Source organism: Pseudomonas sp. LBUM1661 (assembly GCF_059695925.1).
The window spans coordinates 5,280,871-5,300,413 of the sequence record NZ_CP166794.1 but is presented as its reverse complement, the minus strand read 5'-3'; the positions used below and the strand labels follow the sequence as shown (position 1 = coordinate 5,300,413).

The 19,543-nt window shown below is 59.7% G+C and carries 18 protein-coding genes; 11 read left to right on the top strand and 7 right to left on the bottom strand.

Annotated elements, in window-relative coordinates; translation table 11 throughout:
- Positions 1–72: 72 nt before the first annotated feature.
- Positions 73–1,314, top strand: coding sequence for a glutamine synthetase family protein (locus ACA057_RS24270; protein WP_497350006.1), 1,242 nt, complete (start codon positions 73–75; stop codon positions 1,312–1,314).
- 70 nt (positions 1,315–1,384) lie between these two features.
- A complete protein-coding gene (locus ACA057_RS24265; protein WP_497342994.1) occupies positions 1,385–2,761 on the top strand; it encodes an MFS transporter in 1,377 nt (458 codons plus the stop codon).
- Between the two features lie 65 nt (positions 2,762–2,826).
- On the opposite strand, the gene ACA057_RS24260 is transcribed toward ACA057_RS24265, so the two are convergent.
- From ACA057_RS24260 to flgA, 4 genes are all read right to left on the bottom strand, one after another.
- Positions 2,827–3,573, bottom strand: a complete 747-nt coding sequence (locus tag ACA057_RS24260; protein ID WP_497342992.1) for a flagellar brake protein — start codon at positions 3,571–3,573, stop codon at positions 2,827–2,829.
- Between the two features lie 93 nt (positions 3,574–3,666).
- Complete coding sequence (locus ACA057_RS24255) at positions 3,667–4,134, bottom strand: flagella synthesis protein FlgN (RefSeq protein WP_497342990.1); 468 nt, start codon at positions 4,132–4,134, stop codon at positions 3,667–3,669.
- 51 nt (positions 4,135–4,185) lie between these two features.
- Positions 4,186–4,512 carry a flagellar biosynthesis anti-sigma factor FlgM gene (gene flgM / locus ACA057_RS24250; protein ID WP_497342988.1) on the bottom strand — a complete coding sequence of 109 codons (327 nt, stop codon included), beginning with the start codon at positions 4,510–4,512 and terminating at the stop codon, positions 4,186–4,188.
- Positions 4,513–4,709: 197 nt separating this feature from the next.
- Complete coding sequence (gene flgA, locus ACA057_RS24245) at positions 4,710–5,471, bottom strand: flagellar basal body P-ring formation chaperone FlgA (protein WP_497342986.1); 762 nt, start codon at positions 5,469–5,471, stop codon at positions 4,710–4,712.
- An 82-nt stretch (positions 5,472–5,553) separates the two neighbouring features.
- Between flgA and ACA057_RS24240 the strand changes: the two genes are divergently transcribed.
- From ACA057_RS24240 to flgE, 6 genes are all read left to right on the top strand, one after another.
- Positions 5,554–6,486, top strand: a complete 933-nt coding sequence (locus ACA057_RS24240) for a chemotaxis protein CheV (protein ID WP_497342984.1) — start codon at positions 5,554–5,556, stop codon at positions 6,484–6,486.
- A 46-nt stretch (positions 6,487–6,532) separates the two neighbouring features.
- Positions 6,533–7,360: a protein-glutamate O-methyltransferase CheR gene (gene cheR, locus ACA057_RS24235; RefSeq protein WP_149417395.1), complete on the top strand. Its 828-nt coding sequence runs from the start codon at positions 6,533–6,535 to the stop codon at positions 7,358–7,360.
- A gap of 366 nt (positions 7,361–7,726) precedes the next feature.
- Positions 7,727–8,134, top strand: a complete 408-nt coding sequence (gene flgB, locus ACA057_RS24230) for a flagellar basal body rod protein FlgB (RefSeq protein WP_497342982.1) — start codon at positions 7,727–7,729, stop codon at positions 8,132–8,134.
- A gap of 3 nt (positions 8,135–8,137) precedes the next feature.
- A complete protein-coding gene (gene flgC, locus ACA057_RS24225) occupies positions 8,138–8,581 on the top strand; it encodes a flagellar basal body rod protein FlgC (protein WP_010457154.1) in 444 nt (147 codons plus the stop codon).
- 15 nt (positions 8,582–8,596) lie between these two features.
- Complete coding sequence (flgD, locus tag ACA057_RS24220) at positions 8,597–9,319, top strand: flagellar hook assembly protein FlgD (protein ID WP_497342980.1); 723 nt, start codon at positions 8,597–8,599, stop codon at positions 9,317–9,319.
- 31 nt (positions 9,320–9,350) lie between these two features.
- Positions 9,351–10,673, top strand: coding sequence for a flagellar hook protein FlgE (gene flgE, locus ACA057_RS24215; RefSeq protein WP_497342978.1), 1,323 nt, complete (start codon positions 9,351–9,353; stop codon positions 10,671–10,673).
- 289 nt (positions 10,674–10,962) lie between these two features.
- On the opposite strand, the gene ACA057_RS24210 is transcribed toward flgE, so the two are convergent.
- Positions 10,963–13,857 carry a ribonucleoside-diphosphate reductase subunit alpha gene (locus ACA057_RS24210; protein WP_497342976.1) on the bottom strand — a complete coding sequence of 965 codons (2,895 nt, stop codon included), beginning with the start codon at positions 13,855–13,857 and terminating at the stop codon, positions 10,963–10,965.
- A 738-nt stretch (positions 13,858–14,595) separates the two neighbouring features.
- On the opposite strand from ACA057_RS24210, the gene ACA057_RS24205 reads away from it, so the two are divergent.
- Together ACA057_RS24205 and ACA057_RS24200 are read left to right on the top strand one after the other, a co-directional pair.
- Positions 14,596–15,318 (top strand): response regulator, encoded by a 723-nt coding sequence (locus ACA057_RS24205; RefSeq protein ID WP_497342974.1) that lies wholly within the window; start codon positions 14,596–14,598, stop codon positions 15,316–15,318.
- Positions 15,315–16,925, top strand: a complete 1,611-nt coding sequence (locus tag ACA057_RS24200; RefSeq protein WP_497342972.1) for an ATP-binding protein — start codon at positions 15,315–15,317, stop codon at positions 16,923–16,925. The genes ACA057_RS24205 and ACA057_RS24200 overlap by 4 nt, the downstream gene beginning before the upstream one ends.
- A 123-nt stretch (positions 16,926–17,048) precedes the next feature.
- Here ACA057_RS24200 and ACA057_RS24195 read toward each other — a convergent pair whose 3' ends face one another.
- Together ACA057_RS24195 and ACA057_RS24190 are read right to left on the bottom strand one after the other, a co-directional pair.
- Complete coding sequence (locus ACA057_RS24195; protein WP_497342970.1) at positions 17,049–17,774, bottom strand: 4'-phosphopantetheinyl transferase family protein; 726 nt, start codon at positions 17,772–17,774, stop codon at positions 17,049–17,051.
- 141 nt (positions 17,775–17,915) lie between these two features.
- On the bottom strand, positions 17,916–18,707 hold the full coding sequence (locus ACA057_RS24190) for a dienelactone hydrolase family protein (protein ID WP_497342968.1): 792 nt from the start codon (positions 18,705–18,707) through the stop codon (positions 17,916–17,918).
- A 146-nt stretch (positions 18,708–18,853) separates the two neighbouring features.
- Between ACA057_RS24190 and ACA057_RS24185 the strand changes: the two genes are divergently transcribed.
- A complete protein-coding gene (locus ACA057_RS24185; RefSeq protein ID WP_497342966.1) occupies positions 18,854–19,456 on the top strand; it encodes a hypothetical protein in 603 nt (200 codons plus the stop codon).
- The last annotated feature ends 87 nt before the right edge of the window (positions 19,457–19,543 follow it).

Below are 19,543 nucleotides of genomic sequence, written 5' to 3'. Positions count from 1 at the left end.
GAGCGATTGACGGGCATTGATGAGATCGAGTGTGTTACGCCGGACTTGAATGGCGTACCCCGCGGCAAGGTGATGACCGCCGAGGGCTTTCTCGAAGGGCGGCGTTTGCAGATGGCACGGGGTGTGCTGCTGCAATGCATCATGGGCGGATATCCGCCAGCCCGTTTTTACGGCAGCGACGATGGCGACCTGGCGCTGGTGCCCGACATGGCGCACATCCATCGCTTGCCCTGGAGCAAGCCGCCGCGCGCATTGGCCATTTGCGATGCCGACGAGCTGACCGGCGGACGTTCTAACCTGTCGACCCGCGGCCAATTGAAAGCGGTGATCGGCCGTTACGCGGCCCTCGGCCTGGCGCCAGTGGTGGCGACCGAGCTTGAATTTTTTGTCTTCGCACCGAACACCGACCCGACTCAACCCTTCCAGCCGCCGCTCGGCCTGGACGGTCGTCGCGAAGACGGTCAATCCGCGTTCAGCGTCAGTTCCAACAATGGCTTGCGCCCGTTCTTCACTGAAGTCTACGAAGGCATGGCGGCCCTGGGCTTGCCGCGCGATACCTTCATGCACGAAATGGGCGTCAGCCAATTCGAGATCAACCTGCTGCACGGCGACCCGCTGCTGCTGGCCGACCAGACTTTTTTATTCAAACATCTGCTCAAGGAAGTCGCGCTCAAGCATGGCCTGACCGTGGTCTGCATGGCCAAGCCGCTGGCGCACACGCCGGGCAGTTCGATGCATATTCACCAGAGCATCGTCGAGATCGGCACCGATCGAAACGTGTTCAGCGACAAGGCCGGCAAACCGACCGCGATGTTCCGCCATTTCATCGGCGGGCAGCAGGCCGGCATGGCGGATTTCACCGCGCTGTTCGCGCCGAACGTGAATTCCTATCAGCGCTTGTGCCATCCGTATGCATCGCCGAATAATGCCTGCTGGTCCCACGATAATCGTGCCGCGGGTTTGCGCATTCCGGCCAGTTCACCGGCCGCTCGTCGGGTCGAAAACCGCTTGCCAGGGGCCGACGCCAACCCTTATCTGGCGATTGCCGCGAGCCTGGCCGCGGGGTTGTATGGCATTGAACACCAGCTGGAACCGAGCGAGCCGATCCAGGGTGTGTTCGAGGTGCCGGACAATCTTTCGCTGCCGTGTACCTTGCATGCCGCCCTTGAGCGTCTGAAACGTAGCCAATTGGCGAAGGAACTGTTTGGCTCCGAGTTCATCGAAGGCTACATCGCGACGAAGACCCTGGAACTGACCAGCTTCTTTGATGAAATTACGCCCTGGGAACGCCGTGTTTTAGCAGCCCAGGCCTGACGCATCGTTTCTACGAGGCTATCTTTTCGGGTAGCCCGTTTCTCACTGCAAGGAGCCGCTCGGAACGCCGATGCGCCAAATCTGGAAACCCTTTCGAGCGCTTTATTTCGCTTCGCTGATGATGTTGATCGGCTCTGGCTTGCTGAGTACGTACCTGGGCTTGCGCCTGGCGGCGGATCACGTCGACAGTCTGTGGGTCGGTGCGTTAATGGCCGCCAACTATTTCGGCCTGGTGCTGGGCGGCAAGATCGGCCATCGGCTGATCGCGCGGGTCGGGCATATTCGAGCCTATTCGGCGTGCGCCGGGATTGTCGGCGCGGCCGTGCTGGGCCATGGCCTGGTCGACTGGTTGCCGGCATGGCTGTTCCTGCGGGTCATCGTCGGCCTTGGCATGATGTGTCAGTACATGGTCATCGAAAGCTGGCTTAACGAACAGGCCGAAGCCTCGCAGCGGGGCGCGGTGTTCAGCGGCTACATGATCGCCTCCTACCTGGGCCTGGTGCTGGGCCAGCTGATTCTGGTCATGCACCCGGCGCTGGGTCTGGAACTGTTGATGTTGGTCGCGCTGTGCTTTGCCTTGTGCCTGGTGCCGGTGGCGCTGACGCGGCGGATTCACCCCGCGCCGTTACATCCGGCGCCGATGGAGCCGCGCTTCTTCATCAAGCGCGTGCCGCAGTCGTTGAGTACGGTACTGGGAGCAGGGCTGATCATTGGTTCGTTCTATGGTTTGGCACCGTTGTATGCCTCTCAGCAAGGGCTGTCCACGGAGCAGGTCGGTCTGTTCATGGGTAGCTGCATCTTCGCCGGACTGTTGGTGCAGTGGCCGTTGGGCTGGCTGTCGGACCGTTATGACCGGGCCTTGTTGATCCGCTGTTTTGCGGTGGTCCTGGCCCTTACCGCGTTGCCGCTGGCAATCATGCAACAAGTACCGCTGGAGGTTTTGTTTGTTGCCGGGTTCTTCTGTTCGCTGGTGATGTTCTGCCTGTATCCGCTGGCAGTGGCGTTCTCCAATGACCACGTCGAGGGTGATCGGCGGGTGTCCCTGACGGCGATGTTGCTGGTGACCTACGGCGTGGGCGCGAGCATCGGGCCGTTGGTGGCCGGGGTGCTGATGAAGCTGTTCGGCAGCCAAATGCTGTATGCCTTCTTCAGTTTCTTCGCGCTGGTGCTGGTGTGGCGGATTCGCCCGAAAGCCGTCACCAACCTGCATCAGGTCGACGATGCTCCGCTGCACCACGTGGCTATGCCTGACAGCATGTCGAGTTCGCCGCTGGTGGCGTGTCTCGACCCGCGTGTCGATGAGCAGGTGGTGCAGGAACAGATGCAGAACCCGGTCAATCCTGAACCGGACCCGGAACCCGAAACCGAAACGGTGGCCGAAAGCGATCTGCCTCCGGACGATCCCGACACCGGTCGCGAGCAAAGTTTTACCGAGGCCAGGCCTTAAATCCCAGGCATAAAAAAACGGGCAGTCACCGCAAGGGACTGCCCGTTTTTTATTGCGGCGACGTATTACAGGTCGTCTTTGTCAAAGCGTCGCGCTTCGCGCTGAAGCTGATAGACGAACCGCTCGACTTGCCGCTGCACCAGGCCGCTCATGTTGTGAAAGCGGATGCCGGCGAACGTGGTGGAGATCTTTTCTTCGAAGTGCAGGTAGCGCAGTTCGACCGGCGCGGTCATTTTGCCAAAGGGCAGGGCGGCGGCGAAGCGGTCGTAGACCTGGCCGAGTTGCAGGCTGTCGGTGATGTCGCCTTCGAAGCGCAGCTTGCAGCCGGTGGCGGAGATGTCCAGCAGCTTGCCGCTGATCGGTGCCTTGAGCTTTTCACCGTCCAGGTCGACGCTGACCAGTTGCGCCAGTTTCAACGCTGCACGGAACGCATTGCGCCGCTGATGGTAAACCACCTCGGCGGGCAATGGGCCACGGTAGCAGCGGCTGCCACCGGACTCGTCGATGCTCAGCGGGCCGTTGCTTTCCCAGGCAATGCGCACGCCGTCGTGAAAGCCTTCGACCTTGAACGGTTCGCCGGCCAGCAGGAAGCGTTCACCGTCGCGTGGAATCATTTCGTCCAGGGCGATCGTCTTGCTTTCACGATCGATGTCCACCAGATAGCTCTGGAAGCGCTGGCTGCGCTCGTGGAACGTAATGATCAGCGGGTCATGGCTTTCTTGCAGCTGGCGAAGATTGCCGGAGATCTCCAGGGGCGTGCTGAGCACCTTGGGTGGCTGCGGAGCATCGTCCGCGTTTAAGGCATTGGACACGGTTCATCAATCTCCAGACAAAATTTGACTGCGGCTAGCCAGCATTTTGCCAGCATGTTTCGCGTCTTGATAGGGCGTGCGCATGTTGCCGGCTCAAGCCTGACTGAGTGGGCGCGGCTTCACAAGGGTGGAGAATGATCCGCTGGCATTGTAGAGGGCTGGCGGTTCACCGCCGGTGAGGATTTTCAGCTGAGTGGCCGTGGCGGCCTGTTGCATGATGATCGACTGGCCATTGTTGACGTTGGCGGCCTGGCATTGGGCCAGGAGGTCGGTCAGTACATCGCTTTGTGCGAGCAATTGGTCACCGATGCTCGACTGCTCGGCCAGTTGCTCAAGGCCCTTGCGCGTGGTCGGCAAGTTGAGGCTGGCGAGGATTTCACTGCGTTTGCGGCCATGCTGTTCGAGCAAGATGATCAGTGCCTGCTTCTGCGCCAGAATGTCTTCGAGCAGTTGCATGTCGCGACCATGCAAGGCGAGGGACTCGGTTTGCAGTAACTGCAGCAAGTGTTGGGCTGGAGCAAAGTCGTCGGTGATCAGTTGCAGCAAATTAGTGTCGTGCATGGCTGGCCTTGGGTTTTAAGCGTCCAAAAGCCTGGCGCAGACCGTGGTGGCCTAGCGCTGGGCTTCGAAGTTGAGCAGTTTGCTGGCTACGCGGTTGCTGTCGACTTTATAGCTGCCATCGGCAATCGCTGCTTTCAACTCGGCCACGCGGGCTTTGTCGACGGCAGGCTGATCGCGCAGCGAGTCAGTGACCTTCTGCAACTGTTGAGCCTCATTGCTGAGATGTACCGATTCCCCGCTTGTGACGGTGCTGGCCTGTTCGGCCGGGGTATTCAGCGGCGCGGATTTGCCGGCTTCGGCGGTTTCCTTGGCAACGCTGGTACGTGTACTGCCCGTCAGTGAAGAGGAACTGTTCAAACGGTTGAAATCGATGACCATGATAAAAAAACCTCTGGGTATTTGGACGCTTGCCATGTTTTCGGCCATACCCGGGAAAACTTTAGGCCCATTTATCAATGAGCTTGCGCGCGCCAGCGCTTGCCCTGCCTGGGGCACAGTTTAGGCAACAGTCGGGCGGTGCGCCATCTCTTCATGAGCGCGGGGCTCATGAGCATGGGAGCCGCGATCGAAGGTCGCTACATGGCCACTTCCACTTTGCCGGGCGCGATGACTTGCGCCTTGATGACCCGCTGCGAGTTGAGGTTTTTCACCCGGATCTGTTCGCGCAGGCCGCCATTGGACAGCGCTTCACCCGGCATGCGTACGCTGAGCGTACCACTGCGCGCGGTGATCACCACCTGGTCACCCTTGCTGATCACTTCGGCCTGTTCCATGTGCACCAGGGTGACCACCTGATCGGCGACCATTGGTCGGGTCAGTTTCTGCCCGATCGCCTGATCGACAGCGGTCAGGTAGCCCTGGCTGATCAAACTGATGTCGCGCTCCCGCAGGGTCACGTCTTCGGGCTCGATAATGCCGGTGCGCCGCAGGGGCCGGGTGGTCGTCACGATGTCGCGAAACAGGCGGACTTGAGCGGGCACGAAGACCGTCCAGGGCGATGCGCCCTCGCAGCGAACCTTGACGGTCACCCTGCCCAGCGGCTTGGCCGGACTCTCCAGGGTCGCTGTCAATTCCTTGTCGCACATGGGCATGCGCAGCCGTGGATCGAGCTGCTTGACCTCGATCTCGTAGCGGCCTTCCGTTTGACTGGTGGCCAGATAGTCCTCTACGGTGAATTCAAGAAAGCCCTGTGTGACGCCGATAAGCATGTCAGGCAAGGTAACCGCGTCAGCAAGGGCAGGGCTGCCAGCGTTGAACAGGCAAACAGCCGACAGCGCGCAAAGCAATTTGCGGAAGTTTGATGTCAGGCGTCGGAAAAATGTCGGTTCTGTGTTCATAAGAGTTAAAAAGCAAGCGCCGTGCCGTTTAGTGATGAATGCGCGTCGCAACACACTTAAGCGTTGGTGTAGGAGTCTGTGCATGGCTGGTGTAATGGATGCGGTAAACCAGCGCACGCAACTGGTTGGGCAGAATCGCCTTGAGCTGTTGTTGTTCCGTCTCGACGGTCAGCAGCTTTACGGGATCAACGTGTTCAAGGTTCGGGAAGTGCTGCAATGCCCCAAACTCACGCTGATGCCAAAATCCAGTCCTGTCGTGTGCGGTGTGGCGAATATCCGGGGGGCGACCATTCCGATTCTTGATCTGGCGATGGCGACCGGCTCCGGCGCCTTGAAGGACAAGAACAATCCCTTCGTGATCATCACGGAGTACAACACCAAGACCCAGGGTTTCCTGGTCCGCTCGGTGGAGCGCATCGTCAACATGAACTGGGAGGAGATCCATCCGCCACCCAAGGGCACGGGGCGCGATCATTACCTGACGGCTGTGACTCGGGTCGACAATCAGCTAGTCGAAATCATCGACGTCGAAAAAGTGCTGGCGGAAGTGGCGCCGACGCCGGAAGCGATTTCCGCCGGCGTGGTGGACGTCGAAACCCAGCACAAGGCGCTGTCCTTGCGCGTGCTGACGGTCGACGATTCGTCGGTGGCGCGCAAGCAGGTCACGCGTTGCCTGCAGACGGTCGGGGTCGAAGTGGTCGCGTTGAACGACGGCCGGCAAGCGCTGGAGTACCTGCGCAAACTGGTCGATGAGGGCAAGAAGCCGGAAGAAGAGTTCCTGATGATGATTTCCGACATCGAGATGCCGGAAATGGACGGGTACACCCTCACGGCCGAAATCCGCGCCGACCCGCGCATGCAAAAGCTTCATATCATCCTGCATACTTCGTTGTCGGGCGTATTCAATCAGGCGATGGTCAAGAAAGTCGGTGCCGATGACTTCCTGGCCAAGTTCCGTCCTGATGACCTGGCATCCCGGGTAGTCGACCGGATCAAAGCAGCAGACATCAGCTAGGGGCCTTTTGCCCTTGGCGGTCAACACGATTTAAGAGGCGGTATCTTTGTCTACGGGTAATTTGGATTTCGAACAGTTCCGGGTCTTCCTGGAAAAAGCCTGTGGCATTTTGCTCGGTGAAAACAAGCAGTACCTGGTCTCGAGCCGTCTCAACAAACTGATGGAACAGCAGGGCATCAAGTCCCTGGGTGAGTTGGTGCAGCGCATCCAGACCCAGCCGCGCAGCGGTTTGCGCGAGATGGTGGTGGATGCCATGACCACCAACGAAACTCTGTGGTTTCGTGACACCTATCCGTTTGAAGTCTTGAAGAACAAGGTGCTGCCCGAAGCGATCAAGGCGGCTCCCGGCCAGCGACTGCGGATCTGGTCGGCGGCGTGCTCGTCGGGTCAGGAACCGTATTCGCTGTCGATGTCGATCGACGAGTTCGAACGGGTCAACATGGGCCAGTTGAAGATGGGTGTGCAGATCGTTGCCACTGATCTGTCCGGCACCATGCTGAACAACTGCAAGACCGGCGAGTACGACAGCCTGGCCATCGGCCGCGGTCTGTCGCCCGAGCGCCTGCAACGTTACTTCGACCCGAAAGGGCCGGGACGCTGGGCAATCAAGGCGCCGATCAAGAGCCGGGTGGAGTTTCGCTCGTTCAATCTGCTGGACAGCTACGCGAGCCTCGGCAAGTTCGACATCGTGTTCTGCCGCAACGTGCTGATCTACTTCTCCGCCGAGGTGAAGAAAGACATCTTGCTGCGCATCCACGGCACGCTGAAGCGCGGCGGTTATCTGTTCCTCGGTGCTTCCGAGGCGCTGAACGGATTGCCGGACCATTACCAGATGGTCCAGTGCAGCCCGGGGATCATTTACCAGGCGAAGTGATTGGTTGGCGGCAACAAAAAACGGGAGTCCTCAGGGGCTCCCGTTTTTTTATGCCTGGTGATTTCTCAATACACCTTCATCCCCTGTGGGAGCGGGCTTGCCCGCGATGGCGGCGTATCAGTCGACATTATGCAACCTGTCACAACGCTATCGCGGGCAAGCCCGCTCCCACAGGGTCGGATGTTGTCCTTGCGAACGTGTATAAGCGGCAGAAAAGCGGCAGCCAGCGGAAATCGGTTGCCGCTTTTCTGGCATTGCCGCGTTGCCACTGCCCGCAAAGCCCCGGTTTACGGGTTTTTTTGAATTGGCACGACGCTTGCTAATGTCCATGTTACGAAAAATCAGGTCACCCGAAGGTTTCCCGACATGAGCATCAGCTTCGATAAAGCGCTCGGTATCCACGAACAAGCCCTGGGCTTCCGCGCCCAGCGTGCCGAAGTCCTGGCCAACAACATCGCCAACGCCGACACCCCGAACTACAAGGCTCGGGACCTGGACTTCTCGAAAGTGCTCGCCGAGCAGAGCGAGAAAGCCAAAAACGGCACGTTCGCCTTGAACATGACCAATAGTCGTCATATCGAAGCGCAAGGCCTGGGCAATGGCGACGAGTCGCTGCTGTACCGCACGCCGATGCAACCGTCGATCGACCAGAACACCGTGGACGCTCAGCTGGAACAGTCGAACTACGCGGAAAACGCGGTCAACTTCCAGGCCAGCTTCACCCTGCTCAACAGCAAATTCAAAGGGCTGGTGTCAGCCCTGCGTGGAGAGTAAGTCATGTCCCTGTCCAGCGTTTTCAACATTGCCGGTAGCGGCATGAGTGCCCAGACCACTCGCTTGAACACCGTTGCGTCGAACATCGCCAACGCCGAAACCGTTTCGTCGAGCATCGACCAGACCTACCGTGCGCGTCATCCGGTGTTTGCCACCATGTTCCAGGGCGGCCAGAGCGGCGGCAGCGATTCGTTGTTCCAGAACCAGGACGCGGCCGGTCAAGGCGTGCAAGTGCTGGGCGTGGTCGAAGACCAGAGCAACCTCGACGCGCGCTACGAACCGAACCATCCGGCCGCCGACGCCAAGGGTTACGTCTACTACCCGAACGTCAACGTGGTGGAAGAAATGGCCGACATGATTTCCGCGAGCCGTTCGTTCCAGACCAACGCCGAAATGATGAACACCGCCAAAACCATGATGCAAAAGGTCCTGACCCTCGGTCAGTGATAAGGGGCGACTCAGATGAGTGTTACCGATACGACCGGTGGTTTGAGCCTCAAGGACATCCTGGCCAACTCCTCGATCAAGACCAACACCAACAACGATAGCCTCGCGTCGGCCGCCGGCAGTGCCAGCGGCAAAAAGGCCTTGGGCAAAGACGCGTTCCTGCAATTGCTGGTGACGCAGCTGAAAAACCAGAACCCGCTGGAGCCGCAGGACAACGGTGCGTTCGTCGCGCAGTTGGCGCAGTTCAGCAGCCTGGAAGGGATCACCACGCTCAACGAGACCGTGTCCGGCATTGCCGGCAACTACAACTCGTCCCAGGCGTTGCAGGCTTCGTCACTGGTCGGCCGTTCGGTCATTGCACCGGGCGACAAGGCGGTGGTCGACACGACGAAGGGCCTGACCGGTTCGGTGGCGATACCGCAGTCGGTGGCGTCAGCCACCCTGACGATTTCCGACAAGGACGGCAAAACGGTCCGCACGATCAAGCTGGAAGACCAGAAAGCCGGTAATTCGAGCTTCACCTGGGACGGTAAGGACGATGCCGGCAACGTCCTCGCATCGGGTACTTACACGTTTGGGGCAACGACCACGATCGATGGTCAGGGGGCAGCGCTGGTCACCAATCTGCCGGCGACCGTCAACAGCGTGACCATCAGCCAGACCGGTGGTGAGTTGATGCTCAACCTGGCCGGGCTGGGAAGTGTCGCCCTGTCCAAAGTTCAAACCATTGGTATATAGAGCCGACTAACACGGCACAAAGGAGTGGAATATGTCTTTCAATATCGGCCTTAGCGGTCTCTATGCAGCCAACAAACAACTGGACGTGACCGGCAACAACATCGCCAACGTGGCGACCACCGGTTTCAAATCGTCCCGCGCAGAATTCGAAGACGTGTATTCGGCGACCAAGCTGGGTTCGGGCAGCAAGACCACCGGTAGTGGCGTGCGCCTGGCCAACGTTTCCCAGCAATTTACCCAAGGTGACATCAACAACACCGGTAACGTGCTGGACATGGGCATCAATGGCTCCGGCTTCTTCGTGCTGAACAACAACGGTTCGCTGTCCTACACCCGTGCCGGTACGTTCAAGGTCGACAAGGAAGGTTTCGTCACCAACACCGACGGGACCTCGCGCCTTCAGGGTTACGGTGTGGACGCCAACGGCAAGATCGTCAACGGTGTGCTGACCGACCTGCGCATTGACACCTCCAACCTGGCGCCGAAATCGACCGGCATCATTTCGTCGACGATCAACCTGAACTCCACTGAGAAAGTGATTGATCAGACCGTCCCCGCCAACAAGTTCGACCCGAGCAAAGTCGAGACGTACACCAAGCCGTTCAGCACGCCGGTGTATGACAGCCAAGGCAACAAGCACATCATGGACCAGTACATGGTCAAGACGGGCGCCAACACCTGGGATGTCTACACCCTGATTGACGGTCGTAACCCGGATGGCAGCCTGCCTGCCGCGCCGACGGCGCCGGTCCCTTCGACCATGACTTTCGATTCGACTGGCAAGCTGGTCCAGGTCAGCACTCCGGCCCCGCCAGGTGCGCCGGTCATCAGCAGTGACCTGAAGGTCACCACCTGGGTTCCGGGTTCCGTGACCAACGGCGTCTGGACCGCCAACGGTGCGAGCGCCAACCCTGCCGGCGTGACCATCTCGATGGCCAACACCACGCAATACAATGCCGACTCCGCGCGCTCGATTCCGGCGCAGGATGGCTACGCCACTGGCCAGATCACCAACCTGACCATCGACGGCAGCGGTGTGTTGCTGGCCAACTTCAGCAACAACCAGACCAAGCCTATTGGCCAGATTTCGTTGGCCAGCTTCACCAACGAACAAGGGTTGCAGCCCGTGGGCGGCACCAGCTGGAAAGAAACCTTCGCGTCGGGTATCCCGGGCTACGATGCACCGGAAACCGGCACCCTGGGTTCGATCGCTTCCAACTCCCTGGAAGAATCCAACGTCAACGTGACCAACGAACTGGTCGACCTGATCAAGGCCCAGAGCAACTACCAGGCGAACGCCAAGACCATCTCCACCCAGAGCACCATCATGCAGACCATCATTCAGATGACCTGATGCGGGTTGGCGGTCAGCGCTTCACCAAGAGCCCCTCGATCGAGGGGCTTTTTTTATGACTGGGATTTTTGTCAGGAACCAGGATTTTGTGTTGTCGGGGCGGGCCTCTTCGCGGGCAAGCCCGCTCCCACAGGATTTCGTGTTGTTCACAAAACTACTGAACGGCACAAAACCCTGTGGGAGCGGGCTTGCCCGCGAAAGCGTCAGACCGGCCACCACCTTCCCAGAGGCAAAAGAAAACCCCCGACAAGCCAGAGGCCTGTCGGGGGTTCTGTGTTACCGGCTCAGCTTATTGGCAAGCTTCGCAATCCGGCTCGTCGATGGCGCAAGCCTTTGGCACTGGAGCAGGACCGGCAGGTGCTGCCAGGACCGAATCTTCACCGTGGTTGCCGCCGCTGGAAACAGCGTTCAGCTTGCCGGTGTTGATGGTCGACTTCTCGGTGCTGGTCGCGGCCAGAGCACGGAGGTAGTAAGTGGTTTTCAGACCACGGTACCAGGCCATGCGGTAGGTCACGTCGAGCTTCTTGCCCGAGGCGCCAGCAATGTACAGGTTCAGCGATTGAGCCTGGTCGATCCACTTCTGACGACGGCTGGCCGCGTCAACGATCCACTTGGTGTCCACTTCGAACGCAGTCGCGTAGAGCTCTTTGAGTTCTTGCGGGATGCGCTCGATCTGCTGCACCGAACCGTCGTAGTACTTCAGGTCGTTGATCATGACCGAGTCCCACAGACCGCGAGCCTTGAGGTCGCGAACCAGGTACGGGTTGATCACGGTGAATTCGCCCGACAGGTTCGATTTCACATAGAGGTTCTGGTAGGTCGGTTCGATCGACTGCGAGACGCCCGTGATGTTGGCGATGGTCGCGGTCGGTGCGATGGCCATGATGTTGGAGTTACGAATGCCTTTCTGTACACGGGCGCGAACCGGTGCCCAGTCCAGGGATTCGTTCAGGTCAACGTCGATGTACTTCTGGCCACGTTGCTCGATCAGGATCTGTTGCGAATCCAGCGGCAGGATGCCTTTGGACCACAGCGAACCCTGGAACGTCTCGTAGGCACCGCGCTCGTCGGCCAGGTCGCAGGACGCCTGGATCGCGTAGTAGCTGACCGCTTCCATCGACTTGTCGGCGAACTCGACGGCAGCGTCGGAACCGTAAGGAATGTGCTGCAGGTACAAAGCGTCCTGGAAGCCCATGATGCCCAGACCGACCGGACGGTGCTTGAAGTTGGAGTTCTTCGCTTGCGGCACCGAGTAGTAGTTGATGTCGATCACGTTATCGAGCATGCGAACGGCGGTGTTCACGGTGCGTTCCAGCTTGGCGGTGTCCAGCTTGCCGTTGACGATGTGGTTCGGCAGGTTGATCGAGCCCAGATTGCAAACGGCGATCTCGTCCTTGTTGGTGTTCAAGGTGATCTCGGTGCACAGGTTCGAGCTGTGAACCACGCCGACGTGCTGCTGCGGGCTGCGCAGGTTGCACGGGTCTTTGAAGGTCAGCCAAGGGTGGCCGGTTTCAAACAGCATGGAGAGCATTTTGCGCCACAGGTCTTTGGCCTGAATGGTCTTGAACAGCTTGACCTTGCCCGGGTATTCGGTCAGGGCTTCGTAGTACTCGTAACGCTCTTCGAAGGCCTTGCCGGTCAGGTCGTGCAGGTCCGGCACTTCGGACGGCGAGAACAGGGTCCACTTGCCGTCATCGAAGACGCGCTTCATGAACAGGTCAGGGATCCAGTTGGCGGTGTTCATGTCGTGGGTACGACGACGATCATCACCGGTGTTCTTGCGCAGCTCGATGAACTCTTCAATGTCCATGTGCCAGGTTTCCAGGTAGGCACAGACAGCGCCTTTGCGCTTGCCACCCTGGTTAACGGCGACGGCGGTGTCGTTCACCACTTTCAGGAACGGTACAACGCCCTGGGATTTGCCGTTGGTGCCCTTGATGTACGAACCCAGCGCACGAACCGGTGTCCAGTCGTTGCCCAGGCCGCCCGCGAATTTCGACAACATGGCGTTGTCGTGGATCGCGTGGTAGATGCCCGACAGGTCATCCGGCACGGTGGTCAGGTAGCAGCTCGACAGTTGTGGACGCAGGGTGCCGGCGTTGAACAGGGTCGGGGTCGAGGACATGTAGTCGAAGGACGACAACAAGTTGTAGAACTCGATCGCACGGTCTTCCTTGTTCTTCTCTTCGATCGCCAGGCCCATGGCCACGCGCATGAAGAAGATCTGCGGCAGTTCGAAACGCACGCCATCCTTGTGGATGAAGTAACGGTCGTACAGGGTTTGCAGGCCCAGGTAGGTGAACTGCTGGTCGCGCTCGTGGTTGATTGCCTTACCGAGTTTTTCCAGGTCGAAGGTGGCCAGGATCGGGTTCAGCAGTTCGAATTCGATACCCTTGGCGATGTACGAAGGCAGGGCCTTGGCGTACAGGTCGACCATTTCGTGGTGAGTCGCGCTCTCGGCAACTTCCAGGAAGCTCAGGCCTTCGGCACGCAGGGTGTCCATCAGCAGGCGGGCGGTGACGAACGAGTAGTTCGGCTCACGCTCGACCAGCGTACGGGCGGTCATCACCAGGGCGGTGTTGACGTCGGTCAGGGCCACGCCGTCGTACAGGTTCTTCAGGGTTTCGCGCTGGATCAGGTCGCCGTCGACTTCTTCCAGGCCTTCGCACGCTTCGGTGACGATGGTGTTCAGGCGGCCCATGTCCAGCGGCGCAAAGCTGCCATCGGCACGAGTGATGCGGATCGACGGGTGAGCGTTGACCGCTTCTTCGGCCGGTGCGTGGGCAGCACGTTCTTTCGAACGGCCGTCACGGTAGATCACGTAGTCGCGGGCTACTTTCTGCTCGCCGGCACGCATCAGGGCCAGTTCGACCTGGTCCTGGATTTCTTCGATGTGGATGGTGCCGCCCGAAGGCATGCGACGCTTGAAGGTCGCGGTGACTTGTTCGGTCAGGCGCGCAACGGTGTCGTGGATTCGCGACGAAGCGGCAGCGGTGCCGCCTTCAACTGCGAGAAACGCTTTGGTGATCGCGACGGTGATTTTGTCATCGGTGTAAGGAACGACAGTGCCGTTACGCTTGATCACGCGCAGTTGGCCAGGCGCGGTGGCGGACAGATCCGAAGTCGAATCTGCGGCCTGCGGCAAGGTGCCCTGCGGGTTCTCGCGAGTTGTGTCGGTTTGCATGGGGGGTTGTCTCCACATTCTCTATGTTTGTTTGGGCACCATCTGGGTGCCCACCGTTCCGTCCTGAAGCACTACAACCGGCGAGGGGCCGGGCATACCAACTTCGGGACAGATCAGGAAGGGGCTATTGGGGCGCCGCTTCCATGCCGAAGTCTTTGGTCCCAGGCCTTGAACCTGAAACCGGAATCCTTTTGGGTGACAGTAATTGACTGCAACACCCGTACCGTTAACGCCGTTTTCGGCTCAAAAACAGTAGCCATCCGCACGCGCAGTTTGGTCTTTCGAAAATACGTTTGGTTCAACCGGAAAGAGGCAATAAAAGCGCTTGAAATCGGTATCCGGTTTGTGTTTGGTTTTTGGAGTAAAACCCTACATGTAGGGTTTTTTTGGCGCCGTGCTACAAGATAATGCGTTTTGGGGGGTGTTGCAACGTACTACCTGTGGATAAACCTGTGCGTAAATTGTGGGTGAAAGTCGGAATGCGCGTGTAAGCCGCGACGCTGCTGGACCGGACCGTTTTTCATCGATTTCAACGGAATAAAAACAGTCATTCGGATTTTTAAGGGCGCGAACCCTATCACAAAAAATCGGCTTGTCCGAACGCATTTAGCGGCTTGTGTTCTCGGCGAGCGGCGTTTATACAATCGCCTGATGCATACGCATTCTTATCCTCCCCAATCATTACAAAAAGACGGGTGGATCCTTCCTTATAAGTGTTGTTGGCAAGCAGAGGTCACCGTGGAGCAAGAAGCCTGGCAGGTATTGATTGTCGAGGACGACCAGCGTCTGGCCGAACTGACCCGCGATTACCTTGAAGCCAACGGTCTGCGCGTGTCGATCGAGGGCAATGGCGCTCTGGCCGCGGCGCGCATCATCAATGAGAAACCGGACCTGGTGATCCTCGACCTGATGCTCCCCGGCGAAGATGGCCTGAGCATTTGCCGCAAGGTGCGCGACAAATATGACGGACCGATCCTGATGCTCACCGCGCGCACCGACGACACCGATCAGATTCTTGGCCTGGACCTGGGCGCCGACGATTATGTGTGCAAACCGGTTCGCCCACGTCTGCTGCTGGCGCGCATCCAGGCCCTGCTGCGACGCAGTGAAGCACCTGAAGTGATCCCGGAAAAACAACGCCGCCTGCAGTTCGGCCCGCTGGTGGTGGACAACGCGTTGCGCGAAGCCTGGCTGCACGACAACGGCATCGAACTGACCAGCGCCGAGTTCGATTTGCTCTGGCTGTTGGTGGCGAACGCCGGGCGCATCCTCTCGCGGGAAGAAATCTTCACCGCGCTGCGCGGCATTGGCTACGACGGCCAGGACCGCTCCATCGACGTGCGCATCTCGCGTATTCGCCCCAAGATCGGCGATGACCCGGAGCATCCGCGGCTGATCAAGACCATCCGCAGCAAAGGTTATCTGTTCGTTCCCGAGGCCTGCGCAGACTTGTCCCCGTGAACTCGATCTTCCTGCGCATCTATGGCGGCATGTGCGCCGCGCTGATTCTGGTGGCGGTGCTCGGCGTGCTGGCGCTGCACCTGCTCAATCAGGTGCGTAGCGAGCAATACCGCGAACGCCTGGCCCACGGCACGTTCTCGCTGATGGCCGACAACCTGCAACCGATGAACGAAACCGAGCGCCACCGTGCCTTGCTGGTGTGGGAGCGGTTGCTCGGGATTCCCCTGGCGCTGAAAACCTTTGCCCAGACCGACCTCGACCTGACCCAGCGTACCCGCGTATTGCGCGGCCAGGCGCTGGTGGAGCAGACCGGCCCGCATGCGGCGAGGGTTTATCGACTGGTCAGCGACAAGGAACAACTGGTGATCACCGGCGAAGTCCAGCAGATCAGTGAACAACTGGCGCGCGCGACGATTTATTTGCTGGCGGATGAGTTGGTGCGCGTCCCGGTGGCTGAGCAACCCAAGCGCCTGGCGCAGATAAAAGAAGAGAAGGGCTTCGGCTTCGATCTGCGACTGGTTTCGGTCGACGAGGCCGACATGGACGAGGATCAGAGCCGTCGAGTGTCCGAGGGCGACACGGTGATGGCGCTGGGCAAGGGCGGCGATTCGATCCGGGTGTTTGCCGGCATGGTCGGTACGCCGTGGGTGCTGGAAATCGGGCCGCTGTATCAAATGAACCCTTACCCACCGGAGTGGCTGGTGCTGATTGCGGCCCTCGGTTTGAGCCTGATCGGTTTGATCGTTTACCTGTTGGTGCGGCAACTGGAGCGCCGTTTGCGTGGCCTCGAAGCCGCCGCCACGCGCATCGCCAAGGGCAGCCTGGAAACCCGTGTGCCGGCGCGCGGCGCGGACTCGGTGGGGCGGCTGGCCTCGGCGTTCAACCGCATGGCCGAGCACTTGCAGCAGCTGCTGGCGATCCAGCGTGAACTGGTGCGCGCCGTGTCTCACGAACTGCGAACCCCGGTGGCGCGCCTGCGGTTTGGTCTGGAGATGATCGGCTCGGCCACCACGCCTCAGGCCCTGCAGAAATACTGCGAAGGCATGGACCACGACATCGAGGACCTCGATAGGCTGGTGGACGAGATGCTCACCTATGCGCGACTGGAGCAAGGCTCGCCGGCGCTGAATTTCCAGCGGATCGATCTGGATGCGCTGGTCAATCAAGTGATCGAAGAGTTGGCGCCGCTACGGGCCGAGGTCACGGTGCAGCGCGGTTTGTGCCTGTCGGCCGCCGATTGCGACGACGCCTGGGTCGAGGCCGAGCCGCGCTACCTGCACCGGGCGTTACAGAATCTGGTGAGCAACGCCATGCGCCACGCCTCATCGAAGGTGACGGTCAGTTATCAGGTGGGGCAGCAGCGCTGTCGGGTGGATGTCGAGGATGACGGACCCGGCGTGCCGGAAACGGCGTGGGAGAAGATCTTCACCCCGTTCCTGCGCCTCGACGACAGCCGCACCCGCGCCTCGGGTGGGCATGGGTTGGGGTTGTCGATTGTGCGGCGGATCATCCATTGGCATGACGGGCGCGCGCTGATCAGCAAGAGCAAGAGCCTGGGCGGGGCGTGTTTCAGTTTGAGCTGGCCGAGGAACCAGGAGAAACGGTGAGATTTTGTAGTGCCTTTGATGGCCTCATCGCGGGCAAGCCCGCTCCCACAGTTTTTGTGTACAACACGGAACCTGTGGGAGCGGGCTTGCCCGCGATGGGGTCATTACAAACGCCGAAAATCCTCAGGCCTTGATACTGACCAGGCTCAACAACTGCCCATCCATCACGGCAAACTGCGCCTCCAGCTCCGTCCCGTTTCGCCATTCACTGGACAGGTCGGTCAGCAACCGTAGCCGTACTTCACCGTGCTCGGTCCACTCCAGCACTTCGGCGTGTTCAAAATAAAAGCGCTGCTGAACGATCGGGTAGAGCGCCTTGAACAGGCTCTCCTTCACCGAAAACGTCAGGGTCACCAGCATTGCCAGTTGATCGCGCCGGCCGGCGGCCATGCGCTGCAATTCAGGCCCGGTGAGAATTTCTCCGGCCAGGCGTTCGGCCCGTTCCACGTTGAGCAGGTTTTCCAAATCCATGCCCAAGCCGCGCCAGTGGCTTTTATTCGCGACGATCGCTGCCGCCCGGCCGGTGCTGTGGGTGATCGAACCGGTGATATGGCTGGGCCACATCGGCGCACGGTCTTCGCCAATCGCCGGGATGAAACTCAACCCTTCCAGCTGCTGCAACGCCGCCCGGGCACAGATCCGTCCAGCGAGAAATTCCGCCTGGCGCTTGGCGACCGAGCGCTGGATGCTCGCGGGTGGCTCGATGGCGCTGCGTTGAAAGTCATCGCTGGCCAGCTGCGAGGTATCGAAGTGAGTACTCAGCAACACCGTATCGGCCAGCACAAACGGCAGCGGCCAATGGGCATCGAGTGGGGTGCAGCAGACGGGTAGGGCGGGGACGGGATTCATGTTGGGCATTTTGCCGGGTTGCCACGTGTGAGGGTAGTGGCAGGTGGACCGAGTTATCGTTCTTCGCGGGCAAGCCTCGCTCCTACAGGATTTTTGTAGGAGCGAGGCTTGCCCGCGAAGGCCGTCACTCGGTCCGGAGCCTTAACCGAATATCTTCTTGAAAAACGCCTGCATGTCCGCCCACGACTTGTCATCCGCCGCTTTGTTGTAACCAATGTCCGGCCCGGCGTGATCGCCATGGCTCAGGCGGTCGGCATCAGGATTACTGAAGCCATGCTTGGCGCCCTCAAGGCTGACGAACTGGTAGTCGGCCCCGGCCTTGTCCATCTCGGACTTGAACGCCGCCACATTATCCGAAGTGATCATGCTGTCCAGCGCACCATGCTCGACGAGGATTTTGGCTTTCACACTGCCCGGTGTTGTCGGCGTTTTGGTCGCCAGCGCACCGTGAAAACTCACCACGCCCGCCAACGGCACGCCCTGACGCGCCGCATTCAGCACCACTCCGCCGCCGAAGCAATAACCAATGGCCGCGAGTTTATTCGGATCGGTTTGCGCCTGTTTCTTCAACAGGTCGAGCCCTGCCTGGAACCGCGCACTGGAGGCTGTGCTGTCTTTCAACGCCGCTTGCATGAACGCCATGGCGTCTTTTGGGTGTTCGGTGTTCTTGCCGTCGCCATACATATCGATGGCCAGCGCGCTGTAGCCCAGACCGGCGAGGTCACGGGCGCGGCGCTTGGTGTAGTCGTTGAGCCCCCACCATTCATGCACCACCACCACACCGGGGCGTTGGCCTTTGATGGCGTCGTCGTAGGCGTAATAGCCGATCAGCTGGGTGCCATCGGCACTTTGGTAGGGAATTTCCTGAGTCTTGATGGCGGCCTGGGTCAGCCCGCTCAGGGTCAGTAACAGGACAGCGAGAAACACGCGCATGGAAGAATCTCCTGATCAAAGTCGTTAAACCCGCCGAGTCGATTTGATTCAGCTCCGGTTCAGAGTGCGTTCAGGGGGAGTTCAGGGCCGGGTGCGTAACCTTGCCCCGTACCCAAAAAGCACATAACGCATAAGGAAACTCCCCTATGACTGGTTTCAAAAAACTGCTTCTGGCGTTCACCGTCCTGGGCGCCAGCACTGCTGCGTTCGCCTCTGACGACAACTTTGCCAGCCTTACTTTTGGACAGACCAGCGACAAAGTCAAAAAGTCCCACGCGCTGAACGACAACCTCAACAGCCCGAACGCCGACGGCGTGATCGGCAAGGACAACACCTGGGGTGTACGTCTGGGCCAGCAAAACAGCCAAGGCCGCTACTACGCCACTTACGACAATGTGTCGGGCTCGCACAATGGCATTAAACTGCGTCAGGAAAACCTCCTGGGCAGCTACGATCTGTTCTACCCGGTGGGCGGCAGTACCCAACTGTTTGGCGGCGCCACGGCCGGGTTGACCAAACTGACCCAGGATTCCCCAGGCTTCAGCCGCGACAGCGACATCGGTTACGCCGTCGGTGGCCAGTTGGGTGTCCTGCAACAGGTTTCGCAAAACACCTCGGTTGAACTGGGTTACCGTTACCTGCGCAGCAACGCCAGCACCGAGATGAGCGAGCGCGGCGGCGGCAAACAGGGTTCGCTGGACCTGACCAGCAGCGCCCAGACGTACCTGTCCGCCAACTACGCTTTCTGACATGGGCATGTGCCAATGCTAAATGAACCCTGTGGGAGCGAGCAGGCTCGCTCCCACAGGTTCCGTGTCATTGACCGTTGCCCTGTC

Excerpts from the sequence above, each read along its gene's own strand:
- flgC (WP_010457154.1), top strand. The coding sequence starts at position 8,138 with ATGTCCCTGTCCAGCGTTTTCAACATTGCCGGTAGCGGCATGAGTGCC.
- ACA057_RS24270 (WP_497350006.1), top strand. The coding sequence starts at position 73 with ATGACCGCCGAGGGCTTTCTCGAAGGGCGGCGTTTGCAGATGGCACGG.
- ACA057_RS24210 (WP_497342976.1), bottom strand. The coding sequence starts at position 13,857 with ATGCAAACCGACACAACTCGCGAGAACCCGCAGGGCACCTTGCCGCAG.
- flgB (WP_497342982.1), top strand. The coding sequence starts at position 7,727 with ATGAGCATCAGCTTCGATAAAGCGCTCGGTATCCACGAACAAGCCCTG.
- flgA (WP_497342986.1), bottom strand. The coding sequence starts at position 5,471 with ATGAACACAGAACCGACATTTTTCCGACGCCTGACATCAAACTTCCGC.
- ACA057_RS24195 (WP_497342970.1), bottom strand. The coding sequence starts at position 17,774 with ATGAATCCCGTCCCCGCCCTACCCGTCTGCTGCACCCCACTCGATGCC.
- ACA057_RS24255 (WP_497342990.1), bottom strand. The coding sequence starts at position 4,134 with ATGCACGACACTAATTTGCTGCAACTGATCACCGACGACTTTGCTCCA.
- ACA057_RS24240 (WP_497342984.1), top strand. The coding sequence starts at position 5,554 with ATGGCTGGTGTAATGGATGCGGTAAACCAGCGCACGCAACTGGTTGGG.
- ACA057_RS24265 (WP_497342994.1), top strand. The coding sequence starts at position 1,385 with ATGCGCCAAATCTGGAAACCCTTTCGAGCGCTTTATTTCGCTTCGCTG.
- flgD (WP_497342980.1), top strand. The coding sequence starts at position 8,597 with ATGAGTGTTACCGATACGACCGGTGGTTTGAGCCTCAAGGACATCCTG.
- ACA057_RS24190 (WP_497342968.1), bottom strand. The coding sequence starts at position 18,707 with ATGCGCGTGTTTCTCGCTGTCCTGTTACTGACCCTGAGCGGGCTGACC.
- flgM (WP_497342988.1), bottom strand. The coding sequence starts at position 4,512 with ATGGTCATCGATTTCAACCGTTTGAACAGTTCCTCTTCACTGACGGGC.
- ACA057_RS24185 (WP_497342966.1), top strand. The coding sequence starts at position 18,854 with ATGACTGGTTTCAAAAAACTGCTTCTGGCGTTCACCGTCCTGGGCGCC.
- flgE (WP_497342978.1), top strand. The coding sequence starts at position 9,351 with ATGTCTTTCAATATCGGCCTTAGCGGTCTCTATGCAGCCAACAAACAA.